At 63.6% G+C, this 18,976-nt stretch carries 14 protein-coding genes; 6 read left to right on the top strand and 8 right to left on the bottom strand.

Annotation, left to right across the window (positions count from 1 at the left end):
- Nucleotides 1–66: 66 nt before the first annotated feature.
- The 3 genes from ACPW74_RS02240 to ACPW74_RS02230 are packed head-to-tail and all read right to left on the bottom strand — an operon-like array spanning nucleotide 67 to nucleotide 3,139.
- Complete coding sequence (locus ACPW74_RS02240; protein ID WP_103858720.1) at nucleotides 67–1,605, bottom strand: DHA2 family efflux MFS transporter permease subunit; 1,539 nt, start codon at nucleotides 1,603–1,605, stop codon at nucleotides 67–69.
- Between the two features lies 1 nt (nucleotide 1,606).
- Nucleotides 1,607–2,674, bottom strand: a complete 1,068-nt coding sequence (locus ACPW74_RS02235) for an efflux RND transporter periplasmic adaptor subunit (protein WP_425858536.1) — start codon at nucleotides 2,672–2,674, stop codon at nucleotides 1,607–1,609.
- A 36-nt stretch (nucleotides 2,675–2,710) separates the two neighbouring features.
- Entirely contained in the window at nucleotides 2,711–3,139 is a 429-nt protein-coding gene (locus ACPW74_RS02230; protein ID WP_039040059.1) for a MarR family winged helix-turn-helix transcriptional regulator, read from the bottom strand.
- Between the two features lie 121 nt (nucleotides 3,140–3,260).
- Between ACPW74_RS02230 and fumC the strand changes: the two genes are divergently transcribed.
- A complete protein-coding gene (fumC, locus tag ACPW74_RS02225; RefSeq protein WP_425858535.1) occupies nucleotides 3,261–4,652 on the top strand; it encodes a class II fumarate hydratase in 1,392 nt (463 codons plus the stop codon).
- Nucleotides 4,653–4,784: 132 nt separating this feature from the next.
- On the opposite strand, the gene ACPW74_RS02220 is transcribed toward fumC, so the two are convergent.
- A complete protein-coding gene (locus ACPW74_RS02220; protein ID WP_425858534.1) occupies nucleotides 4,785–5,222 on the bottom strand; it encodes a VOC family protein in 438 nt (145 codons plus the stop codon).
- Nucleotides 5,223–5,620: 398 nt separating this feature from the next.
- Here ACPW74_RS02220 and putA point away from each other — a divergent pair, with 398 nt between their 5' ends.
- Nucleotides 5,621–9,568, top strand: a complete 3,948-nt coding sequence (putA, locus tag ACPW74_RS02215; protein ID WP_425858533.1) for a trifunctional transcriptional regulator/proline dehydrogenase/L-glutamate gamma-semialdehyde dehydrogenase — start codon at nucleotides 5,621–5,623, stop codon at nucleotides 9,566–9,568.
- Nucleotides 9,569–9,725: 157 nt separating this feature from the next.
- Here the strand turns inward: putA and alr are convergent, their stop codons facing one another.
- Complete coding sequence (gene alr, locus ACPW74_RS02210) at nucleotides 9,726–10,799, bottom strand: alanine racemase (RefSeq protein ID WP_408827697.1); 1,074 nt, start codon at nucleotides 10,797–10,799, stop codon at nucleotides 9,726–9,728.
- A gap of 138 nt (nucleotides 10,800–10,937) precedes the next feature.
- Complete coding sequence (gene dnaB, locus ACPW74_RS02205) at nucleotides 10,938–12,332, bottom strand: replicative DNA helicase (RefSeq protein ID WP_039040054.1); 1,395 nt, start codon at nucleotides 12,330–12,332, stop codon at nucleotides 10,938–10,940.
- 421 nt (nucleotides 12,333–12,753) lie between these two features.
- Here dnaB and ACPW74_RS02200 point away from each other — a divergent pair, with 421 nt between their 5' ends.
- Entirely contained in the window at nucleotides 12,754–13,608 is an 855-nt protein-coding gene (locus ACPW74_RS02200; protein WP_113724977.1) for a Tim44 domain-containing protein, read from the top strand.
- 193 nt (nucleotides 13,609–13,801) lie between these two features.
- Here ACPW74_RS02200 and ushA read toward each other — a convergent pair whose 3' ends face one another.
- Nucleotides 13,802–15,472 (bottom strand): bifunctional UDP-sugar hydrolase/5'-nucleotidase UshA, encoded by a 1,671-nt coding sequence (gene ushA / locus ACPW74_RS02195; RefSeq protein WP_041211202.1) that lies wholly within the window; start codon nucleotides 15,470–15,472, stop codon nucleotides 13,802–13,804.
- 248 nt (nucleotides 15,473–15,720) lie between these two features.
- Between ushA and ACPW74_RS02190 the strand changes: the two genes are divergently transcribed.
- The 3 genes from ACPW74_RS02190 to ACPW74_RS02180 all read left to right on the top strand — a co-directional run bounded on the left by ACPW74_RS02190 (nucleotide 15,721) and on the right by ACPW74_RS02180 (nucleotide 17,475).
- Entirely contained in the window at nucleotides 15,721–16,059 is a 339-nt protein-coding gene (locus tag ACPW74_RS02190) for a DUF2956 domain-containing protein (RefSeq protein WP_041211201.1), read from the top strand.
- Nucleotides 16,060–16,174: 115 nt separating this feature from the next.
- Entirely contained in the window at nucleotides 16,175–16,510 is a 336-nt protein-coding gene (locus ACPW74_RS02185; protein WP_103260735.1) for a hypothetical protein, read from the top strand.
- 98 nt (nucleotides 16,511–16,608) lie between these two features.
- Nucleotides 16,609–17,475, top strand: coding sequence for a tetratricopeptide repeat protein (locus tag ACPW74_RS02180; protein ID WP_425858532.1), 867 nt, complete (start codon nucleotides 16,609–16,611; stop codon nucleotides 17,473–17,475).
- Nucleotides 17,476–17,544: 69 nt separating this feature from the next.
- Here ACPW74_RS02180 and ACPW74_RS02175 read toward each other — a convergent pair whose 3' ends face one another.
- Nucleotides 17,545–18,948 carry a sigma-54-dependent transcriptional regulator gene (locus ACPW74_RS02175; protein ID WP_039040075.1) on the bottom strand — a complete coding sequence of 468 codons (1,404 nt, stop codon included), beginning with the start codon at nucleotides 18,946–18,948 and terminating at the stop codon, nucleotides 17,545–17,547.
- Nucleotides 18,949–18,976: the final 28 nt, after the last annotated feature.

Raw genomic sequence — 18,976 nt, 5'->3', positions numbered from 1 at the left:
TCCTGCCAAACGACAGAGGGATGGCCTGCGCCATCCCTCTTTCTTTGTTGCTCGCCCCTTCGTGATTCACTCCAGAATGGCCATCTCCTCCCGAGAGCCGCTGCGCCCGGGAGCCCTCAGCAACACCACCAGCGGCACGGCGCACAGGCTGACCCACATCATCAGGCGAAAATCCTGCAGGTAGGCGAGCAGGCTGGCCTGCCGGGTCACCTCGCCGTTGATCATGGCCAGCCCCTTCGGCGTCATCAGCTCCGCCATGCCCCCGCCCTGATGCAGGTTGACATTGAACGGGGTGATGTAGGCGGCGAACGCCTCGTGGTTCATCTGGGATCGCTGGGCCAGATAGGTGATCACTACCGAGATGCCGATGCTGCTGCCGATGTTGCGCACCAGGCTGAACAGCGCTGTCCCCTCGTTGCGATAGCGCGGCGCCAGGGTCGCAAAGGTGATGGTGGAGAGGGGCACGAAGATGAAGCCGAGTCCCAGCCCCTGGATGATGCCGGTGCGCACTATGTCCCAGCTGCCGATGTCCGTGTTGAACAGGGTCATCTCCCACATGGAGAAGCTGGTGAGCAGCAGCCCTGACAGGATGAGGTAACGGGCATCCACCCGGCCCGACAGCCTGCCCACCAGCATCATGGCAACCATGGTGCCCACCCCGCGCGGGGCGAGCAGGTAACCCACGTCGATCACCGGGTAACCCATCAGCCCCTGCATGAAGGGAGGCAGCAGCGTCATGGTCGCCAGCAAGATGATGCCGACGATGAAGATGAAGAGCAGACCGACGCTGAAGTTGCGATCCCGGAACAGGGCCGGTTCTATGTAGGGGTGCGGGTGGGTGAAGATATGCACCACGAAGAGGTAGAACGCCATCACCATCAGGGCGGTCTCGATGACGATCTCCCGGCTGGCGAACCAGTTCTGGGACTCTCCCCTGTCCAGCGCCATCTGCAACGCCCCGATGCCGAGACTCAGCAGGGCGAACCCCAGCAGATCGAAGCGGCGGCTGGCATCGATCTTCGTCTCCTCGATGAAGGCGGCAAGCCCGAACCAGGCCAGCAGGCCGAACGGCAGATTGATGTAGAAGACCCAGCGCCAGTTGTAGTACTCGGTGAGCCAGCCCCCCAGCGACGGCCCCAGAATGGGACCCACCATGACCCCTATCCCCCAGAGCGCCATGGCGGAGCCGTGCTTCTCCGGCGGGTAGGTGTCCAGCAGCACCGCCTGTGAGAGGGGCACCAGGCTGGCACCGAAGATCCCCTGAAGCAGGCGGAACAGCACTATCTGATCCAGGCTCTGGGCCGCGCCGCACAGCATGGAGGCAACGGTAAAGCCCGCCACCGACCACATGAACAGCCTTTTTCGGCCAATTCTTGCCGAGATGAAACCGGTCAGCGGCATGAAGATGGCGGCCGCCACTATGTAGGAGGTGAGCACCCAGGAGATCTGATCCTGGGTCGCCCCCATGGCTCCCTGCATGTGGGGGAGGGCGACGTTGGCGATGGTGGTGTCCAGCGCCTGCATGATGGTTGCCACCATCACCGACAGGGTGATGAAGGTGCGACGGGAAGCCTGGTCGGCCTGCCCTGTGGCTGCGCTCGTCATATCAACCTCGACCTGACAGGCCAGGCAGGGTGCGCTGATGGCCGGTGTCTATCTCGGCAGTGGCACTCAGACCCGCCCTCAGGGTGGGCTGATCCGCTCCCGAATCCAGCTTGATCCGCACCGCCACCCGCTGGGCGATCTTGACCCAGTTGCCGGTGGCGTTCTGGGCCGGGATCACCGAAAACTCGGAGCCTGTGGCCGGGCTAAGGCTCTCCACCACCCCGGTCCAGTGCGCATCGGGGTAGGTATCCACACTGATGTCCACCTTTTGACCGGGCTGCACATGGGTCAGCTCCGTCTCGGTGAAGTTCGCCTCCACCCAGGGGGTGTCGGTCTCCACCAGCATCATGGCGGTCATGCCCACCAGACTGTACTGGCCGGGCTTGGGCAGCTGGCTGGCGATGCCGTTGGCGGGGGCATAGATGGTGGTACGAGCCAGATCCAGCCTGGCCTTGGCCAACTCGGCCGCGGCCTCCTGATAGGCGGGCTGCTGCTCCACCGGCAGGTTCACGTCCCCGCTGAGGGAGGCTTCAATCTTCTTGAGCCCCTCCTCCAGCGCCACCTGCTGCTGGGCGGTCTGTATGGTGAGCTGGCGGGCATCGTCGTAATTGGCGGTGGAGGTGAAGTGCCTGGTCACCAGATCCGCCTGGCGACGCTCCTCCTTCAGGGCATAGGCATGGCGGGTGCGTGCCACGGCGATCTCCGCCTGCTGGCCGCGATAACTGGTCTGCAGCGCCACCAGATCGGTGCGCACCTTCGCGAGCTCCGCCTCGGCCTTGGCCACGGCGACCCGGAAGGACTCCTGATCCAGCTCGAACAGCGGCTGGCCGGCCCGGACCTGCTGGTTTTCCTCGACGAACACCTTGGCCACCCGGCCCAGCACCTCGGTGCTGATGGGGACCTTGTCTGCCTTCACATAGGCGTTGTCGGTCTCGACATAACGGCCACCCAGCATGTAGATGGCACCTATGCCGAGCAGGGCCAGTGCCGGTACCACCACCAGCAGAAGCAGACGGGTCCGGCGGCGGTTCGTCACCGGCGTTTGGGGAGGGGAAGATTCGGCATTCATAGAAACACTCCACATTCAATGCTGATAAAGATGAGATCAATACTTCGATAGATTGTCGCGCAGGGTCTTGAGGGCGTCGCAGAGGGCGCGGGTGCCCGCCTCCCCCAGCTCACCGATGGCGTGCTGATGCACCACAGCGGAGGCCTGCTTGATCTTCTCGAGATAGGGTTCCGCCCCCTCGGTCAGGAACAGCTGATGGGCACGCCTGTCGTTGGGGTCGTTGCGCCGCTCCACCAGACCGTTGTCGGCCATCTGATCGAGCTGGCGCGCCAGCGTGATGGGCTGGATGTCCAGCCGCTCGGCGAGATCCACCTGGCGTATGCCCTCGCTGCGTGCAATGTGCACCAGGGCTCTTGCCTGGGCCAGGGTGAGGCAGCTTCCCTCCAGCTGCTGCTGGAACTGGCGGCGCATCAGGCGCTGGACGTCGCCGATAAGAAAGCCAAGGGTGTCCGGTTGTTTGTTCATGATATGCAACCCATATAGTAAGCTTTACTTATTATATGCAAAGCGTATCCATGTGCAACTGGCTCCGGCAGCCGTTTGGGTTCATGCTGGGTGCCACCACCTCAACGGCAGGAGACACGTCATGGATATCAGGATGGAGCGGGACAGCCTGGGGGAGATAGCCGTCCCGGCGGACAGGCTCTGGGGAGCCCAGACCCAGCGCTCCCTGCATCACTTCAACATCTCGGGGGAGCGCCAACCCATGGAGATCATCCATGCCCTGGCCCGCATCAAGTCCGCCTGCGCCCGGGTCAACCACGCCCTGGGGCTGCTCCCCGCCCGCAAGGCCCAGGCCATCATGGCCGCTGCCGACGAGATCCTGCGCGGCCTGCACGACGCCGAGTTTCCCCTGATGGTGTGGCAGACCGGCTCCGGCACCCAGACCAACATGAACCTCAACGAGGTGCTGGCAAACCGGGCCAGCGAACTGCTCGGCGGCCCCCGGGGGGAAGCGCGGCTGGTGCATCCCAACGACGAGGTAAACAAGAGCCAGTCCAGCAACGATGTCTTCCCGAGCGCCATGAACCTGGCGGCGGTCACCGCCATCACGCAGCGGTTGCTGCCGGCCCTCGCGGCCCTGAAGCAGACCCTGGCAGGCAAGGCCGCCGCCTTCGACCACATCGTCAAGATTGGCCGCACCCATTTGCAGGATGCCACTCCCCTCACCCTGGGCCAGGAGATCTCTGGCTGGGTCGCCCAGCTCGAACAGGGGGAGCGTCATCTACGGGCCGCCCTGCCCCATCTGTGCGAGCTGGCGCTCGGCGGCACCGCCGTGGGCACCGGCCTCAACTGCCCTCCCGGCTTTGCCGAGGCGGTGGCCAGGACCCTGGCCGAGCAGACCAGCCTGCCGCTGGTGAGCGCCCCCAACAAGTTCGAGGCCCTGGCGGCGAGTGACGCCCAGGTTCACGCCCACGGTGCCCTCAAGACGCTGGCAGCCTCCCTCATGAAGATCGCCAACGACGTGCGCTGGCTGGCGAGCGGCCCCCGCAGCGGGCTGGGGGAGCTGCTCATCCCCGAGAATGAGCCCGGATCCTCCATCATGCCCGGCAAGGTCAACCCGACCCAGAGCGAGGCCCTCACCATGCTCTGCGCCCAGGTGATGGGCAACGATGTGGCCATCAACATCGGCGGTGCCAGCGGCAACTTCGAGCTCAACGTGTTCAGGCCGATGATCGCCTACAACGTCCTGCAGAGCGTGCGGCTGCTGGCGGACGGCATGCAGAGCTTCCACGACCACTGCGCCGTCGGCATCACCCCGAACCAGGCCAGGATCGACGATCTGCTCTCCCGCTCCCTGATGCTGGTGACGGCCCTCAACCCCCATATCGGCTATGACAAGGCGGCCGAGATCGCCAAACGGGCCTACCATCAGGGGCTCAGCCTGCGGGAGGCGGCCATTGCCTCTGGCCACCTCAGCGCGGAGCAATTCGATGCCTGGGTGATCCCCGCTGACATGGTGGGTCACACGCCATAAAGCAGCGCACTGCACTGCAATCCCATGCCCGGGGCATACCAGCGCAGGTGGCGGGCCACAGCAAATCGGGACAGTGATGGGCAACAAAGATGAAAAGGGCGCCATGGCGCCCTTTTCATTGCGGATCTGCCGTCAGGTCTTGCTCTGGCAGTTGAACATCCAGTGGGTGCCGAATTTGTCCACCAGGGATCCGAAATAGTCACCCCAGAACATCTCCGCCAGCGGCATCTCCACCTGGCCTCCCTCAGCCAGGGCTGCGAACAGGCGATCGGTCTCGTCCCGGCTGTCCGGCTCCAGGTTGAGGTAGCTGTTGTTGCCCTGCACCAGGGTGAACCCCATGCTGGCCGGAGCATCCGTGCCCATCAGCACGTGACCCCCAAGGATGGGCAGGGCCACATGCATCACCAGCTCCCCGTCTTCCTCCGACAAAGGGGGCTGGCCCGGGCAACCCGGGGACTCCTTGAACCTGTGGATGGGGCCGCTGAAGTCACCGCCGAACACTTCGCGATAGAAGAGGAAGGCAGCCTCCGTCTCCCGGGCAAAATTGAGATAGGTACTGACACGCGCCATGGGTTTCTCCTTGTCACCGATAGCTGGCCCCTGTGGCCAGCTAACAGCATAGAAGAGCACGGGGCTCTGTCAGGTGGCGCTCCGCCCCCTTCTGCGCACGGGGGAGCCGCGCTCACAGCCCAGGCTCGGTCGAACACGCAAAAGCGCAACCCGATTCACAGTGGGTTGCACCTCATATAGGCATTCATAAGATGCATTGCCAACCCATTAATAATGCTGTGAAAAGCGGACAAGCGGCGGGCTTGAAAGGAGCCTGATGGAGACCGGATTCATGGAAGAATTCAACAATGTAACCAATACATTAAAATTTCTTGCTTGAAGGTTGCACCTGGTTGCACCATCATCGGCGAAATTTAACCGCCCGGTAATATTGTTACCTTCTAGACACAGGAAGTCCCATGGCCACTACCACCCTCGGCGTCAAACTCGATGAAGCGACCCGCGACCGCCTCAAACAGGCTGCGCAGACCCTGGATCGCACTCCCCACTGGCTGATCAAGCAAGCCATCTTCACCTATCTGGAGCAACTGGATCGCGGTCTGACCCCGCCCGAGCACTCCGGGCTGGCTGCCGCCGCCGGGGAAGAGGCCGTCGAGACCCTGACCGAGCAGGGCATCCAGGTCTTCCTCGAGTTTGCCGAGAGCATTCTGCCCCAGTCCGTGCTGCGGGCCGCCATCACGGGGGCTTATCGCCGTCCCGAGACCGAAGCCGTCCCCATGCTGCTGGAGCAGGCTCGTCTGCCCAAGGAGAAGGCTGACGCGACCCAGAAGCTCGCCATGGGCATCGCCGAGAAGCTGCGCAACCAGAAGAGCGCCAGCGGCCGTCAGGGCCTGGTCCAGGGGCTGCTTCAGGAGTTCTCCCTCTCCTCCCAGGAAGGGGTGGCCCTGATGTGCCTGGCGGAGGCGCTGCTGCGCATCCCCGACAAGGCGACCCGGGATGCCCTCATCCGCGACAAGATAAGCGGCGGCAACTGGAGCCAGCACCTGGGCCAGAGCACCTCATTGTTCGTCAACGCGGCCTCCTGGGGTCTGCTCATCACCGGCAAGCTGGTTGCCACCCACAACGAGGCGGGCATGAACAGCTCCCTCAAGGGACTCATCGGCAAGGGGGGTGAGCCGCTCATCCGCAAGGGCGTCGACATGGCGATGCGCCTGATGGGTGAACAGTTCGTCACCGGCGAGACCATCGCCGAGGCGCTGGTGAACGCAGGCGCCATGGAGACCAAGGGCTTCCGCTACTCCTACGACATGCTGGGGGAAGCGGCCCTGACCGAAGAGGATGCCAAGCGCTATCTGGCCTCCTACGAGCAGGCCATCCACGCCATCGGCAAGGCCTCCCACGGCCGCGGCATCTACGAGGGGCCGGGCATCTCCATCAAGCTCTCTGCCCTGCACCCGCGCTACAGCCGCGCCCAGTACGATCGCGTCATGGAGGAGCTCTACCCCACCTTGCTGGGCCTGACCCAGCTCGCCAGGCAGTATGACATCGGCATCAACATCGACGCCGAGGAGGCCGATCGCCTGGAGATCTCCCTCGATCTGCTGGAGAAGCTCTGCTTCGATCCGTCCCTCGCCGACTGGAACGGCATCGGTTTCGTCATCCAGGCCTACCAGAAGCGCTGCCCCTATGTGATCGACTACGTCATCGATCTCGCCAAGCGCAGCCGTCACCGCCTGATGATCCGTCTGGTGAAGGGCGCCTACTGGGACAGCGAGATCAAGCGCGCCCAGCAGGAAGGGCTGGAAGGCTACCCGGTCTATACCCGCAAGCCCTACACGGACGTCTCCTACCTCGCCTGCGCCCGCAAGCTGCTGGCGGTGCCCGAGGCCATCTATCCCCAGTTCGCCACCCACAACGCCCATTCGTTGTCGGCGATTTACCAGCTCGCCGGTCAGAACTACTACCCGGGCCAGTACGAGTTCCAGTGCCTGCACGGCATGGGTGAACCCCTGTACGAACAGGTGGTCGGCAAGGTGGCCGACGGCAAGCTGGGTCGCCCCTGCCGCATCTATGCACCGGTAGGCAGCCACGAGACCCTGCTCGCCTACCTGGTGCGCCGCCTGCTGGAGAACGGGGCCAACACCTCCTTCGTCAACCGCATCGCGGACAACAGCATCTCCCTCCCGGATCTGGTGCAGGATCCGGTGCAGCAGATCGAGCAGATGGCCGCCCGTGAAGGGGCCCTGGGCCTGCCGCACCCGCGCATCCCCCTGCCCCGGGATCTCTACGGCGAAGCCCGCCCGAACTCCGCCGGCCTGGATCTCGCCAACGAACACCGACTGGGTTCGCTCTCCGCCGCCCTGCTCGCCAGCACCAACACCGCCTATCAGGCCGTGCCCATGCTGGGTTGCGACACCGAGGCGCCGACCCAGTTCCAGCACGTGGTCAACCCGGCGGATCACCGCGACATCGTCGGTCAGGTGAGCGAAGCCACCACCGATCTGGTCGATCAGGCCCTCGCCTGCGCCCTCGCGAGCGGCCAGATCTGGCAATCGACCCCGCCCGCCGAGCGCGCCGCCGTGCTGGAGCGCGCCGCCGACCTGATGGAGTCAGAACTGCAACCCCTGATGGGACTGCTGGTACGTGAATCCGGCAAGACCTTCAGCAATGCCATCGCCGAGGTGCGCGAGGCGGTGGACTTCCTGCGCTACTACGCCGCCCAGGCGCGCAACCACTTCGCCAACGACAGCCACAGGCCGCTCGGCCCCGTGGTCTGCATCAGCCCCTGGAACTTCCCGCTCGCCATCTTCAGCGGCCAGGTGTGCGCGGCGCTGGCCGCCGGCAATACCGTGCTGGCCAAGCCTGCCGAGCAGACCCCCCTCATCGCGGCACAAGCGGTGCGCATCCTGCTGGAGGCGGGCGTGCCCGCCGGTGCGGTGCAACTGCTGCCGGGACGCGGCGAGACAGTGGGGGCGGCGCTGATCGCGGACGAACGTATCCGCGGGGTCATGTTCACCGGCTCCACCGAGGTGGCGGGCATCATCTCCCGCAACCTGGCCGGTCGCCTCGACGCCCAGGGGCGCACCATCCCGCTGATCGCCGAGACCGGCGGCCAGAACGCCATGATCGTCGACTCCTCCGCCCTCACCGAGCAGGTGGTGATGGACGTCATCTCCTCGGCGTTCGACAGCGCCGGCCAGCGCTGTTCCGCCCTGCGGGTGCTGTGCGTGCAGGACGACGTGGCGGAGCGGGTCACCACCATGCTCAAGGGCGCCATGGCCGAGTACAAGGTCGGCAGCCCCGAGCATCTCTCCACCGATATCGGCCCGGTCATCGACGCCGAGGCCAAGGCCAACATCGAGCGGCACATCAAGGCCATGGGCGACAAGGGGCGCAAGGTGCACCAGATCGCCCGCGTCCAGGGGGAGGCCTGCAGCCGCGGCACCTTCGTGCTGCCGACCCTGATCGAGCTCGACAGCCTGGACGAACTGGGCCGCGAGGTGTTCGGCCCCGTGCTGCACCTGGTGCGCTACCCCCGCGCCCGACTCGGCGAGCTGCTCGCCCAGATCAACGACAGCGGCTACGGCCTGACGCTCGGGGTCCATACCCGGATCGACGAGACCATCGCCCAGGTGGTCAACACCGCCAAGGTGGGCAACCTCTACGTGAACCGCAACATCGTGGGCGCCGTGGTCGGGGTGCAGCCGTTCGGCGGCGAAGGGCTCTCCGGCACCGGCCCCAAGGCGGGCGGCCCGCTCTACATGTACCGCCTGCTCGGCGCCCGTCCCCAGGAGGCGGTGGCCAACCAGCTGAACCAGGAGTCCGGCGCCCTGCAGGCCGAGGCGAAGGCCCCCCTGCTGGCCCTGCGCAACTGGGCGAGCAAGCAGGATCCGGCTCTCGCCGCCCTGTGCGATCGCTACGCCACGCTCTCCCAGAGCGGCCGTACCCAGCTGCTGGCCGGCCCCACCGGCGAGCGCAACAGCTACAGCCTGCTGCCCCGGGAGACGGTGCTCTGCCTCGCCGAAGAGAAAGCGGATCTGCTGGCCCAGCTGGCCGCCTGTCTGGCGGTCGGCAGCCAGGTGCTGCTGCCGGACGATGCCCAGACACGCGCCCTGCTCTCTTCCCTGCCGACCGAGGCGCGGGATCCCATCGCGCTGGTGGCTGACTGGGCCACGGGGGAGACGGACTTCGATGCCCTGCTGCACCACGGCGACTCGGATCAGTTGCGGGAGGTGAGCAAGCTCGCCGCCGCGCGCCAGGCAGCCCGTAACGGCGCCATCATCGGTGTGCACGGCCTGCATCGCGGCGAGACCGACATCCCGCTGGAGCGCCTGCTCATCGAGCACGCCCTCTCGGTCAACACCGCCGCCGCCGGTGGCAACGCCAGCCTGATGACCATAGGCTAAGCGCCGCATAGTGACGGAGACTCAAGCCCCGCCAATGCGGGGCTTGTTCTTTCGTCTCTGGGACACGCCCATGAAAAAGGCCGCCCTTGTCGGGGCGGCCTTTTTGTTCTCCCCTCTCCCCTCGCGGGAGAAGGGTTGGGGATGAGGGGCGACTCGCCTACACATACTCCATAAAGACGCGGGAGGTGAGCTTGGTGATGAGCTCATAGGGAATGGTGCCGATCTGGTCGGCCACCCGCTCCACCGGCAGCCCTTCCCCCCAGAGCACCGCCTCGTCACCGGACTTGTCGGTGGCGCCGGGACCGAGATCCACCGTGGTCATGTCCATGGAGACGCGCCCCACCAGGGGCACGATGCGGCCATTGACCAGCACTGGCGTACCGTTGGGGGCCATGCGCGGATAACCGTCGCCATAGCCGATGGCAATCACCCCGAGCCGGGTATCGCGATCCGACACCCAGTTGGCGCCATAGCCTACCGGCTCGCCCGCCTTGTGATCGCGCACCGCGATGAGCTGGGTCTTGAGGGTCATCACCGGCTGCAGGTCATAATCCGCCGCCACCGTATTGGGGAACGGCGACACGCCGTAGAGGATGACGCCGGGGCGCACCCAGTCGCAGTGGGAATCCGGCCACGCCAGGATGCCTGCCGAGTTGGCCATGGCGCGCTCGCCCGACAGCGGCGCAGTCAGCTGGCTGAACAAGTCGATCTGCTCGCGGGTGGTGGGTTGCTCCAGCTCATCGGAGCGGCTGAAGTGGGTCATGACGTTGAACGGCTGCACCACGTTCTTGCACTTGCCGAGGCGCTCGATAAAGACGGGCATCTCCTCGGCCCGTACCCCGAGGCGGTGCATGCCGGTGTCGAGCTTGAGCCAGGCCACCACGGGGGCAGGCAGCTCCGCCTGCTCCAGCGCTTCGAGCTGCTCCCAGGTGTGCACCGCGGTCTGCAGGTTGTTGGCCGCCAGCACCGGCAGGTCGGCGGCGCTGAAGAAGCCCTCCAGCAGCACGATGGGCTTGACCACGGCGCAGGAGCGCAGCATCAGCGCCTCTTCGATGCGGGCCACCGCGTAGGCGTCCGCATCCACCAGGGTGCGGGCGACCGGCAGCAGGCCGTGGCCATAGGCGTTGGCCTTGACCACGGCAATGATCTTGCATTGGGGGGCGTGGCGTTTGACCACAGCGAGGTTGTGGCGCAGGGCCGCTGTATTGATCTGGGCGATAGCCGCTTTCATCTGTTTTCCCTTACGAGGGCATGATAATCAGGCACCGGGTGGTGTCAGCCCTCAAATCTCATCGTCTAAGGCCGGACCGGCAGAATTGTCGAACCGGGAAAACTGTTTATGGATGCCGGGAGCAGGCTCCCGGCTTACTTAGTAGTCATCATCAAACGCCGGGCCCGCGTAGTTGTCAAAGCGCGAGAACTGACCCTGGAAGGTGAGCCGCACTCGTCCTATGGGGCCGTTACGCTGCTTGCCGATGATGATCTCGGCGATCCCCTTGTCGGGGCTGTCGTCGTGATACACCTCGTCGCGGTAGATGAACATGATCAAGTCCGCATCCTGCTCGATGGAGCCGGATTCCCGCAGATCCGAGTTGACCGGGCGCTTGTCGGCACGCTGTTCCAGGCTTCGGTTCAGCTGGGAGAGCGCCACCACGGGGCACTGCAGCTCTTTCGCCAGCGCCTTGAGGGAGCGGGAGATTTCACCGATTTCCAGAGTACGGTTGTCAGACAGCGCCGGCACCCGCATCAGCTGCAGGTAGTCCACCATGATCATGCTGATGCCGCCGTTGTCCCGCGCCACCCGACGGGCGCGCGAGCGCACTTCGGTCGGGGTCAGGCCGGAGGAGTCATCGATATACATCTTGCCCTTCTCGAGCAGCAACCCCATGGTGGAAGAGAGACGGGCCCAATCCTCGTCGTCGAGCTGACCGGTACGCACCTTGGTCTGGTCGATACGCCCCACCGAGGCGAGCATACGCATGATGATCTGCTCGGAGGGCATCTCCAGCGAGAAGATAAGCACCGGCTTGTCGGCGGTGAGGGCCGCATGCTCACAGAGGTTCATGGCAAAGGTGGTCTTGCCCATGGAGGGACGGGCGGCGACGATGACCAGATCCGAGCGCTGCAAACCGGCGGTCATCTTGTCCAGATCGTTGTAGCCACTGGAAACGCCGGTCACCCCGTTGTGCGGGGTCTTGAACAGCTCTTCAATCTTGTCGACAGTCTGCTCGAGGATCAGCTTGAGCGGCTGGGGGCCTTCGTTGGCGCTGGTGCGCTGCTCGGCGATCTGGAATACCTTGCTCTCGGCAAGATCCAGCAGGTCGTTGGAGGTACGGCCCTGGGGCTCGTAGCCTGCTTCGACTATCTCGTTGGCGACCGAGATCATCTCCCGCACCACCGCCCGCTCACGCACGATCTCGGCGTAGGCACTGATGTTGGCGGCACTCGGGGTGTTCTTGGCGATCTCCACCAGATAGGCGAAGCCACCGGCCTCTTCCAGTTGCTCGGAGCGCTCGAGCTCCTCCTGAAGGGTAATGAGGTCGATGGGGTTGCCCGCGTTGGAGAGGCGGGTCATGGCCTGGAAGATCAGGCGGTGCGGACGGCTGTAGAAATCCTTGTCGATCACCCGTTCGGCGACCCGATCCCAGGCCTCGTTGTCCAGCATCAGGCCGCCCAGTACGGACTGTTCGGCCTCAAAAGAGTGGGGAGGTACTTTCAGCTGTTGTGTCTTGGCGTCTTTTTTCGCCGTCACTTGCTCTGCCATACACATAAAAACCGCAGCGGGAAGGGGACGGGAATTTTACAAAAGAAACCCCGCCATCGCGAGTGCTAATACGTCCCGTCATCGCATCCGGCGACAAGACGGGACCCTGGCCTCGTCAGCGCCATCCACTTCTGCGCCGCAGACCTGCCTCACAGTACGAGAAAGGGCCAGACCAGGGTCTGATCCTTCGTTCTTGCTCTTTGTTTGTTGCGCAGCCTGCGCACCGAGCGACTCGGCCGTCTGTGTTTCATGGGCGCCTCCCCTGTCGGACGACTCAATCTGTTCATGAATAATTCATGCCATCCGTGATAATCATACCCGCAAGCTGCAACACAAAAAGGGACTGGCAGCCTGCCATGCGCCTCGCTGAGCTTGCACAAGCAGAGCATGCCCCCACCTACATGAGAGTGAAAGAGTCAAAATGAAAAAGATGCTGACCCTGTTTGCCCTGATCCTGGCCATTGGCCTTGGGGCACCCATCGCCGAGGCCAAGAAACTTGGTGGCGGCAAATCCTTTGGCAAGAGCTACAAGACGGCTCCGGCCCAGCCTGCGGCCAAGCCGGTCGACACCAAGAACCCGACCGTGGGCGCCCAGGCACCCAAGAAAGGCGGCATGATGGGCGGCCTGCTGGGTGGTCTGCTGGCCGGCGGCCTGTTTGCCTACCTGCTGGGCAGCGGTGCCTTCGAAGGTCTGCAAGGGATGGACTTCCTGCTGATCGCCCTGCTGGCACTGGGTGGTGTCTTCCTGTTCCGAGCCCTGCGCAGGAACAAGGCGGCAGCGGCCCAGCCACAGACGGCCTATGCGGGTTATCAACCGCCCCAGAGCGCGGCCCCCCAGCAGTTCGAGCAGAGCCACAACGCCCCGCAGGCCACCGGTTTTGCCGACAGCGACGTGCCCTTCCGTCTGCCCCCGGGCTTTGACATGAACGGCTTCCTGGCCGGTGCCCGCGATCACTACCGCACCCTGCAAGAGGCCTGGAACAAGAACGACCTGGAGAAGATCCGCGAGTACGTGAGCCCCGAGCTGTTCGAGCACCTCAAGGCTGAACGCGCCGAGCTCTCCGGTGAGCAGCACACCGAGGTGATGTACGTGGACACCCAGCTGGTCCGTGCCGACTACGGCAGCGACTGGGCCCAGGTGAGCGTGCGCTTCAGCGGCCGCTACATGGACCGTCAGGAGCAGGTCGAGGAGGACATCAAGGAGGTGTGGCACCTCGAGCGTGATCTCGCCAAGGACAATGCCCCCTGGCATATCGTCGGCATCGAGCAGCTCTAAGGCTCAACCGACCCATTTCATCAAGGCGACCTCAGGGTCGCCCTTTTATTGTCATCAGATCGTGTCATGCCCTATTTCGGGGCAGCTTCCCGTAGCAGGATATATTTCCCGAGAGACACAGCTGATGATATTGAAAATAAAAAGAGAGGCAGCCATGGCTGCCTCTCTTTTTTATTGGCTCGGGGTGCAGGGATTATTTGCAACCCTCTACCGAGGTGGAGTTGATATAGCTGACCTCGCCGGCCGGCTGATAATCGGCGACCTGAATGGTCTTCTTCGCTGCGATATAATCCTTCAGCACACCGGCATCCACCAGACCGGCATTGATGGTGTCGATCTTCGGATAACCGTCACCACCGGCCGCGCTGAAGCTCGGGATGGAGAAGCTGTAGGTTGCCGCCGGATCGAAGGCCTTCCCGCCGATGGTGGCGATGTCCACACTCTTGGCTTGGCAATCCACCGTCATCTTGATGCCGCCGAACTGGGCATAGCCACCGGTATTGGCGGTCTTGGTCGCGACCTGACCCAGGTAGGTCAGCAGCTCGTTGCCGCTCATGGTCGCCTTGTTGACGGTGTTGCCGAACGGATGCACGGTCAGCACGTCACGGTAGCTGATGTCCCCTGCCGCGATGGAGGCACGCACCCCACCGGAGTTGACGATGCCAAAGTCAGTGCTCAGCTTCTCGGCGGTCGCGGTGGTGATGAGACGACCCAGGTTAGTCTGCTTGTTGCGCACGTTGGCGCGTTCACCGTCCAGTACGCCATCGGTGGCACCGATGACCACACCCAGCTCCTGCTGTCCCTTCTCCTGATAGGTGAGCAGGGTGTTGTAGAGCTCGGGATCCTTGACGATCTCTTCTTGGATGAAATCACCGTCCGCGTTCTTCAGGTTGACCGGGATCAGATCGTACTGGGTCAGGGTCAGCTTGCCATTCTGATAGTCAAACTGGGCACGACCCACATACTTGCCCCACTCGTGAGCCTGCATGATCCAGGTGCCGTTCTGCTGATCCGGCTGGCAGTCGTCGCCCGGCTTGAAGTCGGCGTACTTGTCCGGGGTGCCCGGCTCCATGCAGACCGGGTTCTGGGAGTGACCACCGATGATGGCGTCCAGAGTACCTGCCGGCAGCGCACGGGCCATTTCCACGTCACCCGGTGCGTTGCTGCCGTGCTGACCATTCTCGTAATGGCCCATGTGGGTGATGGCAAGAACCAGGTTCGCCTCTTTGTTGTCGCGGATCTGCTTGCCGAGATTGGCGGCTTCCGTGGTCGGATCGCGGAACTCCAGGGTCTGGACGTTGTTGGGATCCACCAGTTGGGCGGTGTCCTCTGTGGTCAGACCCAGCACGGCGACCTTGAGGCCGCTCTCCAGCTTGAACACCTTGTAGGGATCGAAGTAGCGCTTGCCGCTCGTCTTGTCATAGATGTTGGCGGAGATCATCGGGAACTGGGCCCACTGGCGCTGTTTCTCGAGGATGGTCAGGGGGTTGTCGAACTCGTGGTTACCCACCGCCATGGCATCGTAACGGATGCTGTTCATGGCCATGAAGTCCGGCTCTGCATCCTGCAGATCCGACTCTGGCACTCCGGTGTTGACGTCACCGCCGGAGAGCACCAGCACTTCGCTGCCCGCCGCTTTCGCCTCGGCACGCAGCCGCTCGACCAGGGTCTTCTGGGCCGCCATGCCATATTCGCCCTTGTCGTTGTGCCAGAAACGACCGTGGGTATCATTGGTATGCAAAATGGTCAGCTTGCAGACATTTTCGGTGCAGGGGGCGACGCTGTCGTTGCTTGAGGTATTGCAGCCGCTCAATGCGGCAAGCACTGCCAGTGCGATACTTCCTTTGACAAATTTATAATTCATTTCCATATCACCTTGTTATTTTGTTATTGGACGACCCTATCCAGGATCGGGCGGTAATATAACAAACAACATGTGACGGTTTTTCATCGGCGACTCACAAATTCCGCCAAATGTGATCATCCACGCAACCTGTTTCCCCTATTTGGAACAGAGGCACCCCACTCGCAGAGCAATTTCCCCCATGATGGCAGCCCGCCGGTAACGGTTATGGCATACTGCCCGCCAATCAATGCCAAGGAGTGCCTGGAATGGCCAAGTACGACAAAATTTCCCCCGAAACCCAGCAGGAGGCGATGAAGATCGCCCGTGCCAACCAGAAGCCGGGGCAGACCAAGGAGCAAACCCAGCTCATCGCCCAGGGGATCCAGAAGGGCATAGACGAATACAAGAAACAGATGAAGGCGAAGGCCCGCGAGGCCAGCCGCCAGAAGAAACTGCAAGCCAAAGCCAGGCACTCTTCCCAAGAGACACGGGAAGAGGAGAGCGAAGCCGAGGTCATCGAGCTCACCCGCCAGCACCCGCTGCCCTGGATCCTGCTGGTGCTGAGCTGGCTGGTATTTGCCGTGCTCTGGTTCTGGTTCCGCTGATCCTGCCCAGGCAAACCTTTGCCCTGCGATCCGCTTCACAGCCCGGGCGCGGGGGACTGGTCATTCCCCACCCGGACTGCCTACACTCTGCCCCCCTTGTCAGGAGACACTCATCATGAACCCGGCCCCGCTCTATCTGCTGGCTCCCCTCGCCCTCTTCCTCGTGACCCTGGTGCTCTATCGCATCTCGCCACTGCGGGCGGTCGCCGCCGGCCATGCCCGCTGGTTTATCCTGCCCGCCTTCACCCTCTTTATCCTGCTCATCGTCATCAATGGCAATGCGGATCCCGCCCTGCGAAGCCCTGCTTTCCACTGGCTGATGCCGGGGCTGGGCTTTGCCCTGAGCCTGTTCCCTGCCCTGCCCAAGGCACTGGTACCGCGCCTGGCTATCAAGGAGGGAGCCTTTGCTGCCCTGGGTCTGATGCTGATGAGCCTTGCCATGGTCTACTGATCGGCAAACGCTGGCGTCACGATGGCGCCAGCCCCCCTTCTTGTACAAAGAATGGCCTTCAGGCATCTTGGTGGGCGGATAACCGGCATGGAGACCAGATGAACAATCCGCCCGATTTCATGGCGCTGTGGGATTATCAGGATCCCGTTGCCAGCGCCCAGCGTTTTCAAGCACTGCTGCCCGAGGCGCGTGCCACCAACCTGCAATGGGAGCTGGAGCTCCTCACCCAGATAGCCCGCACCCATTCACTGCAACGCCAGTTTGCACAGGCGCACCAGCTGCTCGACGAGATAGAACCCCGCCTCACCGAGGCGACTCCACGGGCCCGCCTGCGCGCCTTGCTGGAGCGTGGCCGCACCTTCAACTCCGCCGGTGACAAGGTCAGCGCCAAAGCCCTGTTTGAACAGGCCTGGCAACTGGGAGAGCAGCACGAAGAGCACTATCTGGCCATCGATGCGGCCCACATGGTGGCCATCGCCGCCCCCTTGGAGGAGCAGAGCCACTGGCACCAGCTGGCGATGACCCTGGCCGAGCGCAGTCACGACAAGCGGACGCGAGGCTGGCTCGCCACCCTCTATAACAATCAGGGCTGGACCCTGTTCGAGCTGGGTCGCCTCGACGAGGCCATCGCCTGTCAGCAAAAGTGCCTGGCCTGGCACGAGCAGCACAACAACCAGGGCAAAGCCTTTATCGCCCGCTGGAGTCTGGCACGCCTGAGCCGGGCCCAGGAGCGCCATGAACAGGCCATGGCCGAACTGGCGCAGTTGCGCGACGACATGACCGCCGCAGGCGCCCCCGAGGATGGCTATGTGTTCGAGGAGCTGGGGGAGAATGCACTCGTGCTCAATGATCCCGCAGCGACCGAGTACTTTGCCCGCGCCTGGTTTCTGCTGTCACAGGATGGCTGGTTCACCGCCAACGAGGCAGAACGGCTGGCCAGGCTCAAGCTGCTCGCCAAACTCTGATAAGCGTGCGGGGCGACCAATTGGCCGCCCCGCACATCAGCATGTCTGCCCGGGAGCAGAGGTGACGGCTCAGGCCGGACTCGCCTCTTCCCAGCCCTGCTTCTTGCGATAAATCGTGGAAGGGCTTATTTCCAGCAGGGCCGCCGCCTTGGGGATATTGCCGTCACAACTGGCGATGGCCTGTTCGATGGCCTCCTTTTCCACCTGCCAGAGCGGACGGACCTGCCTGCGAACGACCACGGATTCTGACTGGGGATCCGCGATCCCGACCGCAGGCTCCGGGGCCAGGGTACGCCCCCCGTTGAGGGGAGGTGGCAGGATATCCGGGCTCACCAGCTCGCCATCGTTGAGCACCACTATGTTGCGCACCACGTTTTGCAGCTCGCGCACGTTGCCGGGCCAGGGGTAGTCGAGCAGCACCTGCACTGCGTCCGCATCAAAGTCCCTGAACCGCTTGTTCTCCTCACCGGCATAACGCAGCAGCAACTCCCGGGCCAGCAGCAGGATGTCCTCTCCCCTCTCCCTCAGGGGGGGCAGCGCCAGCGGGATCACGTGCAGCCGGTAGTAAAGGTCTTCACGAAACCGTCCGGCCTTGACCTCCACCAGGGGATCCCGGTTGGTGGCGCAGACAAAGCGCACATCCACCGTCTCCAGCTTGCCGCTGCCGACCCGCTGCAAGGTGCCGGTCTGGATGAAACGCAGCAGCTTGCTCTGCAGGTCGAGATCCATCTCGCAGATCTCGTCGAGGAAGAGGGTACCGCCGTCCGCCAGACTGGCCGCCCCCTTGCGATCCCCTTGGGCACCGGTAAACGACCCCTTCACGTGGCCGAAGATCTCGCTCTCCATCAGGTCATGGGGAATGGCGGCGCAGTTGAGGGCGATGAAGGGCTGATCCCGACGCGGGCTGCACTGGTGGATGGCCTCTGCGCACACCTCCTTGCCGGTGCCGCTCTCGCCAGTGATGAAGACGGTGGCCTTGCTCGGCGCCGCGCTCTCGATGATGCGATAGACCGCCTGCATCGCCATGGAGGCGCCGATGAAACCGGCAAAGGAGCTGCGCTCGAAGTTTTCCCGATACTGGGCCACCAGCGAGCTGAGCTGCTGGTGCTTCAGGGCATTGCGCGCCGTGGCGCACAGGCGCTTGCCATCGAACGGCTTGGTGAGAAAATCGAAGGCCCCGAACCGCATCGCCTCCACCGCCACATCCACCGAGCCGTGCGCGGTGATCACCACCACGGAGCAGGGCAGTTGCCGCTCAGTGATCTGCTGCAAGATGTCCATGCCGGACATGTCGGGCAACTCCAGGTCGAGCAGCACCACAGGGGGCGGGCTTGCCAGCAATTGTGCCAAAGCCTGCTGGCCACAATCTGCCAGCTGCACCTCGTAGCCATCCTGGGCCAGATACTGCTCATAGACGACCGCCAGACTGCGGGTATCTTCCACCAACAGGACACGGGGTTTGCTTTCAGCCACGAGATCCATCCTTGCGCTTGATTTTGTT

This window comes from Aeromonas sp. INTO2 (genome assembly GCF_049860605.1).
GTDB lineage: Bacteria > Pseudomonadota > Gammaproteobacteria > Enterobacterales > Aeromonadaceae > Aeromonas > Aeromonas caviae.
Note: the sequence above shows the minus strand (reverse complement) of the source record. Positions and strands in the feature narration are given on the sequence as shown.